At 70.1% G+C, this 12652-nt stretch carries 9 protein-coding genes; 5 read left to right on the top strand and 4 right to left on the bottom strand.

Going from position 1 to position 12652, the window contains the following annotated elements; genetic code table 11:
* Positions 1 to 99: 99 nt before the first annotated feature.
* Positions 100 to 285, bottom strand: coding sequence for a hypothetical protein (locus ABH927_RS15435; RefSeq protein ID WP_370022016.1), 186 nt, complete (start codon positions 283 to 285; stop codon positions 100 to 102).
* Between the two features lie 298 nt (positions 286 to 583).
* On the opposite strand from ABH927_RS15435, the gene ABH927_RS15430 reads away from it, so the two are divergent.
* The gene (locus ABH927_RS15430; RefSeq protein ID WP_370022014.1) at positions 584 to 4918 is read left to right on the top strand and encodes a BTAD domain-containing putative transcriptional regulator; all 4335 of its coding nucleotides are present in this window, start codon (positions 584 to 586) and stop codon (positions 4916 to 4918) included.
* Between the two features lie 369 nt (positions 4919 to 5287).
* Positions 5288 to 6139 carry a DUF72 domain-containing protein gene (locus tag ABH927_RS15425; RefSeq protein ID WP_370022012.1) on the top strand — a complete coding sequence of 284 codons (852 nt, stop codon included), beginning with the start codon at positions 5288 to 5290 and terminating at the stop codon, positions 6137 to 6139.
* Between the two features lie 26 nt (positions 6140 to 6165).
* Here ABH927_RS15425 and ABH927_RS15420 read toward each other — a convergent pair whose 3' ends face one another.
* Both ABH927_RS15420 and ABH927_RS15415 read right to left on the bottom strand, forming a co-directional pair.
* The gene (locus ABH927_RS15420; protein ID WP_370022010.1) at positions 6166 to 7320 is read right to left on the bottom strand and encodes a methyltransferase; all 1155 of its coding nucleotides are present in this window, start codon (positions 7318 to 7320) and stop codon (positions 6166 to 6168) included.
* Positions 7321 to 7456: 136 nt separating this feature from the next.
* Positions 7457 to 8332, bottom strand: a complete 876-nt coding sequence (locus ABH927_RS15415; RefSeq protein ID WP_370022009.1) for an NmrA family NAD(P)-binding protein — start codon at positions 8330 to 8332, stop codon at positions 7457 to 7459.
* Between the two features lie 257 nt (positions 8333 to 8589).
* Between ABH927_RS15415 and ABH927_RS15410 the strand changes: the two genes are divergently transcribed.
* A complete protein-coding gene (locus ABH927_RS15410; RefSeq protein WP_370022007.1) occupies positions 8590 to 9474 on the top strand; it encodes an RNA polymerase sigma-70 factor in 885 nt (294 codons plus the stop codon).
* A 100-nt stretch (positions 9475 to 9574) separates the two neighbouring features.
* Here the strand turns inward: ABH927_RS15410 and ABH927_RS15405 are convergent, their stop codons facing one another.
* Positions 9575 to 10222, bottom strand: a complete 648-nt coding sequence (locus ABH927_RS15405; protein ID WP_370022005.1) for a hypothetical protein — start codon at positions 10220 to 10222, stop codon at positions 9575 to 9577.
* A gap of 152 nt (positions 10223 to 10374) precedes the next feature.
* Between ABH927_RS15405 and ABH927_RS15400 the strand changes: the two genes are divergently transcribed.
* Both ABH927_RS15400 and ABH927_RS15395 read left to right on the top strand, forming a co-directional pair.
* The gene (locus ABH927_RS15400) at positions 10375 to 11430 is read left to right on the top strand and encodes an RNA polymerase subunit sigma-70 (protein ID WP_370022003.1); all 1056 of its coding nucleotides are present in this window, start codon (positions 10375 to 10377) and stop codon (positions 11428 to 11430) included.
* A 93-nt stretch (positions 11431 to 11523) separates the two neighbouring features.
* Positions 11524 to 12615: a serine hydrolase domain-containing protein gene (locus ABH927_RS15395; protein ID WP_370022001.1), complete on the top strand. Its 1092-nt coding sequence runs from the start codon at positions 11524 to 11526 to the stop codon at positions 12613 to 12615.
* Positions 12616 to 12652 lie beyond the last annotated feature (37 nt).

Raw genomic sequence — 12652 nt, 5'->3', positions numbered from 1 at the left:
CCCACGCGGAACGTACGAAATACCGTGCTGCGCGTCAACAGGCGAAGCGGTTCCGCTCTGGTACGCCGCCATCACCCGCGCCGGGCGGTGGCACGCTCGCTATGACGATGACCAGCGGCCGCCGGCGGAGGCGCGACCGATCGCGTACGCGGTGACGAACAGCACGACGCCGCGTAGCGCGGTGTCCGAGGAGCCGACCAGCAGCACGCTGCCGACGATGGTCAGGACGAGCGTGACCATGCGGTGCGGGGGCGGGGAGTAGGCCGCGACCGTGTAGATCGCCACGAGCCCGCCATACCAGATCGCGCGATCGAGACGCCCGGGACGGCCTGGACCCGGTCGAAGAGGACGCTCATGCCGGCGTGGTCGCCGAGAGAAGCGATATCGGGGCTCCCTCTCACGGAGGAGCGAGTCTCCCTCTTATCGGCGACATGCCCCAGTGCGTCGTCGAGTTGGTGCCCGCTGCACGTGCCGCGCGGGACGGTCCCGCCCGGGCATGGACTCCGACCTGACTGAGCGATTGACAAAGCGGACGGTGGTCCACGATTCTTCATTCCGAAAGTCCGATGGGGGCGGAGATTGGGTGGAATTTCACGTTCTCGGGCCGCTCAGCGTCTCCCGTGACGGCCGGCTGGTCGCTGTCAGCGGAGCCCCCAAGCTTCAGCTCACCCTTGCCGCGCTGCTGTCCAAGGCCGGCCAGCCGGTGTCGACCGACTGGCTGATCGCCGCCGTCTGGGGTGATCAGCCGCCCGCGTCCGCGCGGCGCAACATCCATCTCTACGTCCACCAGTTGCGGCGGGCGTTCGGCGCCCACGTCCTGCCTGGACGGCCGGGCGGCTATGCGATCATCACCGACGCGCTCGACGCGGCGCGTTTCCGCAGCCTCGCCGCGCAGGGGAGCGCGGCCCTGGACCGGGGAGATCTCGAACCGGCCCGTGACCGGCTGCGCGCGGCGCTGACCCTGTGGCGGGGGCCGGCGTTCGCGGAGTTCGGCGACTGCGCGGCCATCGCTGAGGAGGCCTGGCGGCTGGAGGAGTCGCGGCTCACCGCTCACGAGCGGTTGGCGGAGGCCGGGCTCGGTCTCGGACGGCACATTGAGGTGGCCGCCGAGCTGGCCGACCTCACCCGGGAGCATCCGTACCGCGAAAGCCTGCGCGCCCATCTCATGCTCGCGCTGTACCGGTCCGGCCGTCAGGTCGAGGCGCTGGAGGTCTTCCGCCAGACCCGCGACCTGTTGAACGCCCAGCTCGGCATCGAACCCGGCCCGGTGCTCCAGCGTCTGCACGAGGCGATGCTCCGCGGTGACGAGGACCTCCTTCCGGCCCTGGGCCCGCCGCCGCGGATGCCCGCCACGCCGCAGGAGGCGGAGGGATGGGCTGCGGGCGACTCCCCGTACCGGGGTCTGATGGCGTTCCAGCCGGAGGACGAAGCATGGTTCTTCGGCCGCTCCCAGCAGGTCGACCGGCTCCGCGAGCTGGTCGACCGGCTTCCGGTGGTCGGCGTGTTCGGGGCGTCGGGAAGCGGGAAGTCATCCCTCCTGCGAGCCGGCCTGCTGGGGACGATCTCCAGTGAGATCGGTACGGCCGAGCCGTGGCGGGGCCTGATCATGACCCCGGGCGAACACCCGCTGGACACGCTGGCCGACCTGGTGGCGAAGACGTCCGGCGGCGATCCCAAGTCGCTCCGCGACGCCCTGTCCGGCGATGCGCTGTCCGGCGATCCTGGGGATCCCGGCGATCCGGGCGCGTTGAACGCCGCCCTGGACATCGCGCTGCGCGGCGCGGCGAGCGGCGTAGCAGGTGGCGTGGCGAGCGGCGCGCAGGAGACCCGCCTGCTGCTGGTGGTCGACCAGTTCGAGGAGACCTTCACACTGTGCGCCGACGACGGAGAACGCCGCCGATTCGTCGAGGCCCTGCTGGGGCTGGCGCTCGGCGCCGACCGTCGCACCGTTCTCGTGCTCGGCATACGAGCCGACTTCCTCGCCCACCTGACCCAGCATCCAGGCCTGGTCGAAGCTCTGGGCGGCGAGGCCCAGATGCTCGTCGGGCCGGTGTCGCCGGCCGACCTTCAGGAGATCGTCGTACGGCCCGCCGCCCAGGCGGGGCTCACCGTGGAACCCGACCTGCTGGCCACGGTGCTGGCCGACGCCGCCGAGGAGCCAGGCAGCCTGCCGCTGGTCTCGCACGCGCTGCTGGAGACCTGGCGCAACCGCACCGGGCCGAGTCTCACGCTGCCGGCCTATCAGGCGGCCGGCGGCGTACGCGGGGCCATCGCGCAGAGCGCGGAACGGGTCTTCGACGAGCTCGCCCCCGCTGAGCAGCAGGCCGCACGCAGGATCTTCGTGAGACTGACCGCGCTGGGAGACGGCACAGAAGACACCAGACGTCCCATCTCCCGGGCTGAGCTCGTCGGCGTGGCCGACCCCGAAGTCACCTCCGCCGTGCTGGACCGGCTCGCGGCCGCACGCCTCGTCGTCCTCGCGGAGGAGACGGTGGACGTGGCGCACGAAGCGCTGATCCGGGCCTGGCCCCGGCTTCACCGCTGGCTCACCGACGACCGCGAGAACCTGTTCGTCCACCGGCGGCTCACCGACGCCGCGCAGACGTGGCGGGAACTGGAGCGCGACTCCGGCGCCCTGTATCGAGGCGCCCAGCTTCTCGCCGCCCGGACCTGGGCGGAGGATCACCCGCAGGAGCTGAACGACGTCGAAAGCGCCTTCCTGCGGGCCAGCCGTACGCTGGAGGAGAGCGAGCGCACCGCGACGAGACGCCGCACCCGGCTCCTGCAACGCCTCCTGGCCGGTATGGTCGCGCTCTTCCTGCTCGCCCTGCTCGGCGGAGGCGTGGCCGTACGGCAGGGCCAGGAGGCCGGCCACCAACAGCTGGTCGCCCTGTCCCGGCAGCTGTCCCTGAAGGCTCGATCACTCCTCGGCACCGATCCCGACCTGGCCGGCCTGCTGGCGATCGCCGCGTTCCGTCTCAATCCGGAGGCCGAGACGCGAGGCGCCCTGGTGAGCGTGTCGGCCGCGGCGCGCCGCCGGATCGAGCTCAACGCCGAAGGGCCGGCGACCTTCGGAGTGGCGTTCAGTCCGGACGGCTCACGGCTGGCCTCGGCCGGCACCGACGGAACGGTCGGCCTCTGGAACCTGCGCAGCCGCACCCGCGTCGCGACCTTCTCCGAGCACGTCGAGCTCGCGGGGGCGGGGGAGGTTCACGCCAGGGCGGTGGCGTTCAGCCGCGACGGCAGGCTGCTCGCCGCCATCGTCAGGGGAGCCGCGCTCGAGGCCACCAAGGGCACGATCGTCGTATGGGACCTGAGCTCCCGCCGGCCGGTGTTCCAGCGGCCACGGGAGAAGCTCACCGACGCGATGGCGCTGAGCCCCGACGGGACCAAGATCGCCGTTGGAGCCGGCAAGGGTGCGATCGAGGTGTGGGACCTGCTCAGCGGGAACAAACGAACACTGAAAGGACACCGGGAAGAGGTCGTGGCTCTCGCGTTCAGCCCCGACCAGGCATTTCTGGTGTCGGCCACGGGGGGAACGGAGGAACCCCTCGTGTGGGACGTCGCCTCCGGAGCCAAGGTCGCCGCTATTCCCGCCAAAGGCGTCCATAGGCTCGGCTTCGATTCCGCCGACGGCACCCTCGCCACGGGATCGGCATATCACGGGGTGCGGTTCTGGCGAATCGCTCACGACCGTGTGACCTCCCTGTCCGCGCTACCCGAGCAGTCGCCGTACACCTGGGACATGTCCGCGCCCGTCGCCGGCCGGATCGCCGTCACCGACGAGGACGGCCTGATCACCGTCTGGGACATCGCGCGGCGGCAGCCCGTCGAGACCTATCAGGACAGAAGCCGCACGGAAGCGCTGTCCCTCACCCTCAGCGCCGACGGCTCGATGCTCGCCTCGGCCGGATTGGGCCGGACCATCGTGATCCGCGAGCGTGCCGTCCCTCCGTTCAGCGGACACAGCCGGGCCGTGAACGACATCGAGATCAGCCCGGATGGCCGGGTCGTCGCGTCGGCGAGCAGCGACAAGACCGTCCGGCTGTGGGACGCGCACGGAAACCCGATCGCCACGTTGGGCGACCATCCCGATCACGTCCGGGCCGTCGCGTTCAGTCCGGACGGACACCGGCTCGCCACCGTCACCCGCAGCCACACGGTCACCGTCTGGGACGTCGACAGCAGGCGGAGGCTCACCACGATCACGTACAAGGGGCTCGGCGCCTCCACCGACGTCGGCTTCGATCCGCACGGGCGTTTTCTCATCGCGACCGCGCTCGGCCGGTTCCGCTGGGACATCCACGATCTGGAGAAACCGGCCGAGGCGCCGTTCCCGGGTCCTGGGTACCTCGTCTCCGCACTGGCGTTCAGCCCGCGCGATCCGCTGCTCGCCACCACCGGGCCCGCCGGAGACCTGGTCGTCTGGGATCTGGCCCACGACAGGGAGGTCCGCTCCCTCAGGACCAGGCAGGGCTCGGTGCTCGACGTCGCCTTCAGCCCGGACGGCAAGCTGATCGCCACGGCGGGTGCCGACCGGACCGTCAAACTCTGGGACACCCGGACCGGGGAGCAGCACGACACGCTGGCAGGCCACACCGCCCCGATCCAGGTGCTCGCCTTCAGCCGGGACGGCCGGGCACTCGCGTCCGCGGGCGACGATCGCACGATCATCGTCTGGGACCTCGTATCCAAGAGGCCGACGGTCACGCTCACCGGCCACACGGCCCCGATCAAGGGCCTGGCCTTCACCTCCGACGGAGACCTGATCTCCGGAGGAGACGACGGCAGGATCATCCGCTGGTCGCTCCAGCCCGATCCGCTCGTGGGGAAGCTCTGCAAAGAGATCGGCCGCAACCTCACCCGAGAGGAGTGGGCCACCTACCTCCCCTCCGTCGACTACCGGCCCACCTGCTGAAAGCCCGGAGTGACGGCGACGTCGCGTAGAGGTCGCCATAGGAGATGACGCCCTCGTAGAAGTCTCCGTTGTGGCGGGTCACGGTCTTCAGCAGCGCCGCTAGCGTCGTCGGCTCGACGACGAAGACCGGGTTCCCAAGGGGGTTGTACTCCTTTGGCCCCGCCCGCCAGATCTTCCCCTTGGGCAGGGAACGCACGATGGCCGGGCTGGTGCGGTAGGTGCACCGCGGCGGGGGACGTGGGCAGGCCGGTTCGTTCGTTCGGGAACGGCTGGTGGTGGGTCAAGTAGCCCGTTTCCCCGGCGGCCCCGAGGAGCCCGTCTCCCCGGCGGTCGCGAGAGCCGTACAAGAGGCGTTGGTAGCGTCGGGGCATGCGGCTTCATGTGGGATGCGCGATGTGGACGCACACGCCATGGCAGGGGCGTTTCCTCCCTCATCCGCTCCCTCCCGGGGAGCGCCTGCGGTCCTACGCCACCTGGTGCAACGCGGTCGAGGGCAACACGACGTTCTACGCGACTCCGGCGAGGACCACAGTGGAGTCGTGGGCGCGGCAGACCACTCCCGACTTCCGCTTCGTCGTCAAGCTGCCCAAGACGATCACGCACGAGCGCCGCCTTACCGGCATCGACGAAGAGCTCGGATCGTTCCTCGACGCGATCGAGCCACTCGGGCCGCGAGCCCACGCCCTCTGGGTCCAACTGCCGGGATCGTTCGGTCCGGCCGACCTCGGCACCCTGGCGGGCTTTCTGCACAGGCTCCCCCGGGCGTACAGGTACGCCGTCGAGGTTCGCCACCGGGCGTTCTTCGACGACGTTCGTTCCGCGGGGCTCCTCGAAGGAGTCCTCGCAGGCGTGGATGCCGAGTGGATCCCGTTCGACACGACCGCCCTCTTCCAGAGCCCTCCGACGAGCGACGCCGAACGAGACGCGTGGACGAAGAAGCCGCGCGTGGCCCGCCGGGCGGTCGCTCTGACCGACCGCCCGATCGTTCGCTACCTGGGCCGTGACTCCACGGCACGCACGATTGAGGGCTGGCGGCACTGGATCGGCGCGGTCACCGAATGGCTGCGCGAAGGGCGCTCGCCGACCGTGTTCATTCATACTCCCGACAACGCCGACGCGCTCACGCTTGCCCGTCGCTTCCACGACGACGTGCGGGCCCGGCTGCCCGAGGTCGATCCTATGCCCGAGCCCATGCCGGCCGAGCCGCTGACCCTCTTCTGAGTGACGAACCGGCAGCCGGTGTGCTGTCAGCGCTTCACGGCCCGCAGGACGACGAACTTGGGGTTGCTCGCGGCGATCTCGCAGTTGCCGAAGATCCGCCGCAGCTTCACGTGGTAGCCGAGGTGCCGGTTGCCGACAACCCACAGCTCGCCCCCGCGGCGTAGCGCGGCGCGTGATCCGTTGAACATGCGCCAAGCCGTGGCGTCGGACGTCGCGCGGTGCGAGTGGAACGGCGGGTTGTTGAGCACCAGGTCCACCGTTCCCGCCGGCACAGCCGACATGCCGTCGGCCGCCAGGAACTCCGCGGTCGTACCGGCTTCCACGTTCGCCCGGAACGTCGCCTCCGCCGAGGCCAACGCCTGATAGGACTCGTCGATGAACGTCACCTGAGCCTCACTGCCGGCCAGTGCCGCGGCGAGCCCGACCACCCCGTTGCCGCAGCCCAGGTCGACGATGTGTTCGCGTCCATCGTGCGGCGGCAGGTTCTGCAGCAGGAAACGAGTGCCGACGTCGAGACGGTCGGCGCAGAAGATGCCCGCGTGGTTGACGACGGTCAGGCCCGAGACGGCTCCGATGCCGGCAGGTAACGCGTAGCTTCGCGGCCACGGGTTCGTGCCCCGGGGGAGCCGAGTGTCCGGTGAGCAGAAGATGAGACGCGCCTTCTTCGCCGCCAGCGACGTCCTCGTCGGCCCGAGGATCCGTTCGAACAGCTTCAGCGTCGAGGTGTGGATCTCGGTGACCATCCCCGCGCCGACCACCACGGTTTCCGAGTGGACGTGGGGCGCCAGGCGATGCAACTGGTCCTCCAGGAGCGCGAGGCTCTTGGGCACCCGGATCAGCAGCACGTCGATCCGCTCCGGTGGCGTGTCCCTGGTCGTACGGAGCCGCACCGCGTCAGCGGCGACCCCGTTGCGCTCCAGATTCGCCCGGGTCGCCTCCTGGCCGAGGAAGGAGTCCGTGATCTGCACCGGACGGTGATCGGCGATCGCGGTCACCAGAGCGCCCCATCGATCTCCCAGCACGACTACGGTGCCGGACAGGTCCGCCGGTTCGCCGTCGATTCCGTCGAGGTGCCGCAGCAGGTACTCGTCGGCGGCGTCCCAGGCGCGAAGCGGGTCGCGGGGATCCTCGGGGAAGCGGGTGAGGTCGAACTCACCTCTCGACGTCGTCAAACGGTTCATCGCGCCTCAGGCTAGCCCCGTTTTCCGCACATGCCGCATCGTTGACACGGCAGCCCCGCCGGGACGAATGACCTGTGGTTCCCGAATCGGCGACGCCCCCGCCGTTCGACGGGGCCGGAGGCGTGATCGAGCAGGGTTATGGCCGGAACTGATCGGCGTGGTCGGCCGCCCACTGGGCGAACGTGCGCGGCGGGCGACCGGTGACCCTCTCCACGGCATCGGTCACGGTCCTGCCGCGCTCGTTGGACGTGCCGTACAGCCGGAGGAGCATTTCCACCAGCTCCGCGTCACCGATCCCGGGGGCGCTGGCGGTGAACGCCTGGAAGATGAGCCGCTCCGGCCGCCTGCCCTTCACGACCCACTCCTCTCGCGTCTCCTCGGGTGTGAGCTCTTCGAATCTCAGGTCGCGGCCGGTGGCCTCACCGATGATGCGGACCTTGTCGCGGGGAGTCAGCAATTCGGGCCCGGTGAGGTGGTAGGCCTTGCCCGCGTGGCCGTACTGGGTCAGAGCCACCGCCGCCACGGCGCCGATGTCGAACTCGTCGATCGAGGCGCCCTTCCGGTCGCCGTACGGCTCGCGCACGACGCCGTCGGTGCGTAGCGGCTCGCCCCAGTCGGCCAGCGTGTTGGACATGAACTCCACCGGCCGCAGGAGTGTCCACGCCAGGGAACTGGCCTGTACGGCGCGCTCCAGGCTGCCTTCCTCCCAGCCGCCCAGGACGGTGACGCTGCGAACCCCGGCCTTCAGAGCCAGGTCCACGATCTCCTGCCCGTTCGGCAGAGGCTGGTAGCCCCTGCCGAAATTGATCAGATGGGCGGCGGTGACGCCTTCGAAGGCGGGCGCGAGCCCGGCGACGTCGGTGAGGTCGCCGGCGACGACCTCCACGCCCTCCGGCAGATCGGCGGCGTCCGGGTTTCGGGTCAGCGCCCGCACCTTCCGGCCCGCACGCAGCAGGTGCTGGACAACGTGGCCGCCGACGGTTCCGGTGGCGCCGGTAACGAGAATGGTCATGCGATGCTCCTCGTGAAACTCAAGGGGATGGACCCCGCTCAGCGGCCACACAGGTGGATGCCGCCGCTTCGTCCGCGTGGCTGACGTGCCGCGTCCTTAGAGCCGCACAGGCCGCCGGAGTGTGACATCGATCCCGGTCCGCGTCTCCTGTACGGCTTCTCCGGCTGAGATCCGGGTCACACTTCGGGGGTGGGATGTCACACCTGGGCTCGTGTGCCGCTCTTAAGAGGCATCCACGACCAGCGAGGAGGCCCACGATGTCCGATGCCCCGCCGAACAGCGCGACGCAGGTGTTCGCCGACCATCGTGAGCTGCTGTTCTCCATCGTCTACAACATGCTCGGCAGCGTCGCCGACACCGAGGACGTGCTGCAGGAGGCGTGGCTGTCATGGGCGTCCAGAGATCCGGCGCAGATCGAGAACCCCCGCGCCTACCTCGTCAGGATCGCGGTGAACCAGGCGCTGGCCCGCCAGACCGTCCTCAGCCGCCGCCGCGAGACGTACTTCGGGCCGTGGCTGCCGGAGCCGCTCGTGACCTCCGACGACGACGCCGCCGGCGAGGCCCTCCGGTCGGAGTCGGTGTCGATGGCGCTGCTGGTGGTCCTGGAGACGCTGACCCCGCTCGAACGCGCCGTGTTCATCCTGCACGAGGTCTTCGGCTACGCCCACACCGAGATCGCCGACATGCTGGGCCGTAACCCGTCGGCGGTCCGGCAGCTCGCCCACCGCGCCCGCGAGCACGTCCAAGCGCGGCGTCCCCGCTACCAGGTCGACCCGGGCACACAGCGGCGGGTGACCGAGCGGTTCGTGGCCGCCGCGTTCGGCGGGGACCTCGACGCCCTGCTGGAGATCTTGGCACCGGAGGTCACCCTGTGGACCGACGGCGGCGGCAAGGCGGTGGCCGCCGGTCCGCGGCCCATCCACGGCCGCGACAAGGTCGCCCGGCTGCTCGTGGCCCGCACCGCCCGCCCCCTGGAGGGACTGGACATCCAATACCGGAGGATCAACGGCGAGCCGTCCGCGGTGGTGTTCGTCGCGAACTCGCCTTTCGCCGTCCTCGTGGTCGACCTGACGCCAGACGGCGAGAGCGTGCGGGGCATCTACACCGTCACCAATCCCGACAAGCTCGCCCGAGTCCACTGAACCTGTCACTGCCTGTCACTGCCAGGGGTTCTCGTGGTCTTGGCCGCCCCGTCGGCCGGGCGGAGCACCGGATGGGCGGCGCCCCGCTCGGGGAGGAGGATCAGAGCTGGCCGCTCTCGATCGCCTGCTTGATGGCCGCCTGCGTCTGCTGGTGCGAGGCGACACCGTTGGCCACGACGAAATCGATCAGCGAGTCGTCCGCGTCGAAGGTGAGGTTCTCGGTGACCTCGGTCGATCCGTCGCCCACCTCATCAAAGATGATCTTCTGGTGGGTGACGACGTTGGGCTGCGACCAGGTGTCGGTCTCGTAGAAGAAGCCGTTCTGGTGAATGCGCTGCTGCGCGTACGTCTTCAGGGTGACGAGCGTGCCCTGGTACGGGATCTCCTCGATGGCCGTGAAGTTGACGTATCGCGTGTTGTTCCGCGTCGAGTCGCTGTGGGTGACGACCCGCTTCAGGAACGCGGCCCTGCCGATGTGGTTGTTGATGTTCGAGTACGCGGCGAACACGTGCTCGATGGGGGCGTTGATTGTGACGGAGATGCTCGTCTTGGTCCGGGTCCGCCCCGAGTGCGGAAGGGGCGGCGGCGAGGCGTCGTAGAACTTGTAGGTGTCCCACGCGGCCTGCCACTCCTGAGCGATTTCGGCATCGCTTTGCGGGGTATCGGCGCTGGCCGGGCCGGAGAAGGCGGTGAGAACGAAGGCGGCCGCGAACAACTGTGCCGCGAGAAGTCGGAAGAGCTTCTTCACATATACCTCAAGAAGAGACAGTAGGTGCGACTGCTCTTCTATCGCATGTGGCCCCAATTGAGAACAGTCGTCACAGATCGCGGCGCCATCATCGTGGCCTCGGGGGGCCGGCCGGGCTCACACGGCTACAACCACTCGTCCACGTTAATGAGGTGTCCCGAGTTCCCCCGATCGCTAGGATCCCGTGCCATGACGGGCAACAGGACGGCCGGTTCCGGTGTCGCCGCACCCGCCCCGATGCAAGGGCCGCGATAGCTCTGGACGGCTTCGGCGAGCGGATCGAGGAGCACCGGCGAGAGCTGCACGTGCACTGCTACCGGATGCTGGGCTCATTCGACGAGGCCGAGGACCTGGTGCAGGAGACCTTCCTGCGGGCGTGGCGCCGGCGGGACACGCTCCGAAGCGACACCGGTCTGCGGGCCTGGCTGTACCGGATCGCCACGAACGCCTGCCTCGACCACCTCAGGGCACAGCCTCGGGAGCCGCAACCGCGCCCGGCGCCCGTCCTGGCCGATCCCGCCGTCGACCCGCCGGCCTCGAACGCGGTCCCCTGGCTCCAGCCGTATCCCGACGTGCTCCTGGACGCCGCCGACGCGGTGATCGAGCGCGAGACCATCGAGCTGGCGTTCCTGATCGCGATCCAGCACCTGCCTCCCCGGCAGCGCGCGGTGCTGATCCTGCGCGACGTCCTCGGCTGGTCGGCGCAGGAGACGGCCGAGTCGCTGGAGCTGACCGTCGCCGCGGTGAAGAGCGCCCTCCAGCGGGCCAGGCCGACGGTCAAGGAGCATCTGCCGGCCCGGCGGCTGGAGTGGACGGCGCCGGCCGAGCCCACTCCGGAGGAGCGCACCACGCTCCAGCGCTACATCGAGGCCATCGAGCAGGCCGATCCGGGCGCCCTCGCGGGGGTGCTACGGGCCGACGTGTGGCAGGCCATGCCGCCGCAGCCGATCTGGATCCTGGGGCGCGAGGCGTTCGTCGCCGCGTGGACGCCGGCCATGGTAGGCCCCGAGGCGTGGGGCGACTGGCGGATGCTGGCCACCCGGGCCAACCGGCAGCCCGCCGCCGCGGCCTACTTGCGCAAGGCCGGCGAGTCCGGCTACCGGCCCTCGTGGCTGGCCGTCCTCAGGGTCGAGGACGGCCTGGTCACCCAGATCACGACGTACGGCGAGGACGTGTTCCCCCGCTTCGGACTCCCCACCGCGCTCTGAAGCTCTGAAGCTTCCCGGGCGCTGGCAGACGGACCGATTCCTTTTCCGCGCGTCCCTCGTCTTACGGGCGGCATCCGAGAGAGAGGAACCATCATGGCTGATCTTCAGAAGGACGTACGGGCCGCCATCGACGAGCTGGTCGAGTCGGGAGCCGAGCGCGGCGTGCAGGTCGCCGTCTACCGGCGCGGCGAGCTCCTGGTGGACGCGGTGGCGGGCGTCGCCGATCCCGAGACGGGCCGTCCCTTCACTTCCGGCACGCCGGCCTACAGCACCTCCACCGGCAAGGGCGTGACCGCGACGGTCGTCCACGTGCTGGCCGAGCGCGGGGCGTTCGACTACGACACCGTGATCGCCGACCTTTGGCCGGAGTTCGCCGCCCACGGCAAGGACAAGGCGACCGTACGGCACGCGCTCACCCATGCGACCGGCGTGCCGGGTGTCCCCGTCGGCACCACCCCGGAGGATCTGTGCGACTGGGACAAGATGTGCGCCGTCATCGCCGGCGCCGCGCCCTGGTGGGAGCCGGGCACCCGGTTCGGCTACCACCCGCAGACCTTCGGCTACATCCTCGGCGAGGTCGTCCGCAGGGCGACCGGCAAGGGCATCTCGCAGGTGCTCCGGGAGGAGCTGACAGGGCCGCTCGACCTGGACGGCGAGCTGTTCTTCGGAGTCCCCGAGTCCGAGCTCGGCCGGCTGGCCAGGATCGAGGACGCCGCGCCCGCGATGGAGCTGCCCGAGGAAATGCTGGCGGCGATCCCGTTCTTCAGGGAGGTGGACGGCTACACGGCCGCGCCCAGGGCCGCACTGCCGGACGCCGCCTTCAGCAACCGCACCGACGTGCTGACCTCCGACATCCCGGCGGGCGGCACGATGACCGCCCGCGCGGTGGCCCGCATGTACGACGCGCTGCTGCAGGGCGAGCTGGTCTCCCCCGACCGGTTGCGGGAGCTGTCCTCTCCGGCTGTGACGGGGATGGACGAGGTCGTCGGAGGCCCGGCGACCTGGGGGCTGGGCTACTCGATCGGCCTCGTGAGCCGGCCCACCGTGTTCGGGATGGTCGGCAGCGGGGGCACCGCGGGCTTCGCCGACACGGCCACCGGCATCTCCGTCGGTGTGATCAAGAACCGCGCCTCAGCCGGTGATTTCACCACCGTCGAGCGGATCGGCCGGATCCTGTTCCAGTAAGAGGCCAGTGAGCGGCGCGGAGGCCGGGGGCGTCGCC

Source organism: Planotetraspora sp. GP83 (genome assembly GCF_041262585.1).
Lineage (GTDB): Bacteria > Actinomycetota > Actinomycetes > Streptosporangiales > Streptosporangiaceae > JAOEGB01.
This window is presented reverse-complemented; position numbering and strand designations above follow the sequence as displayed.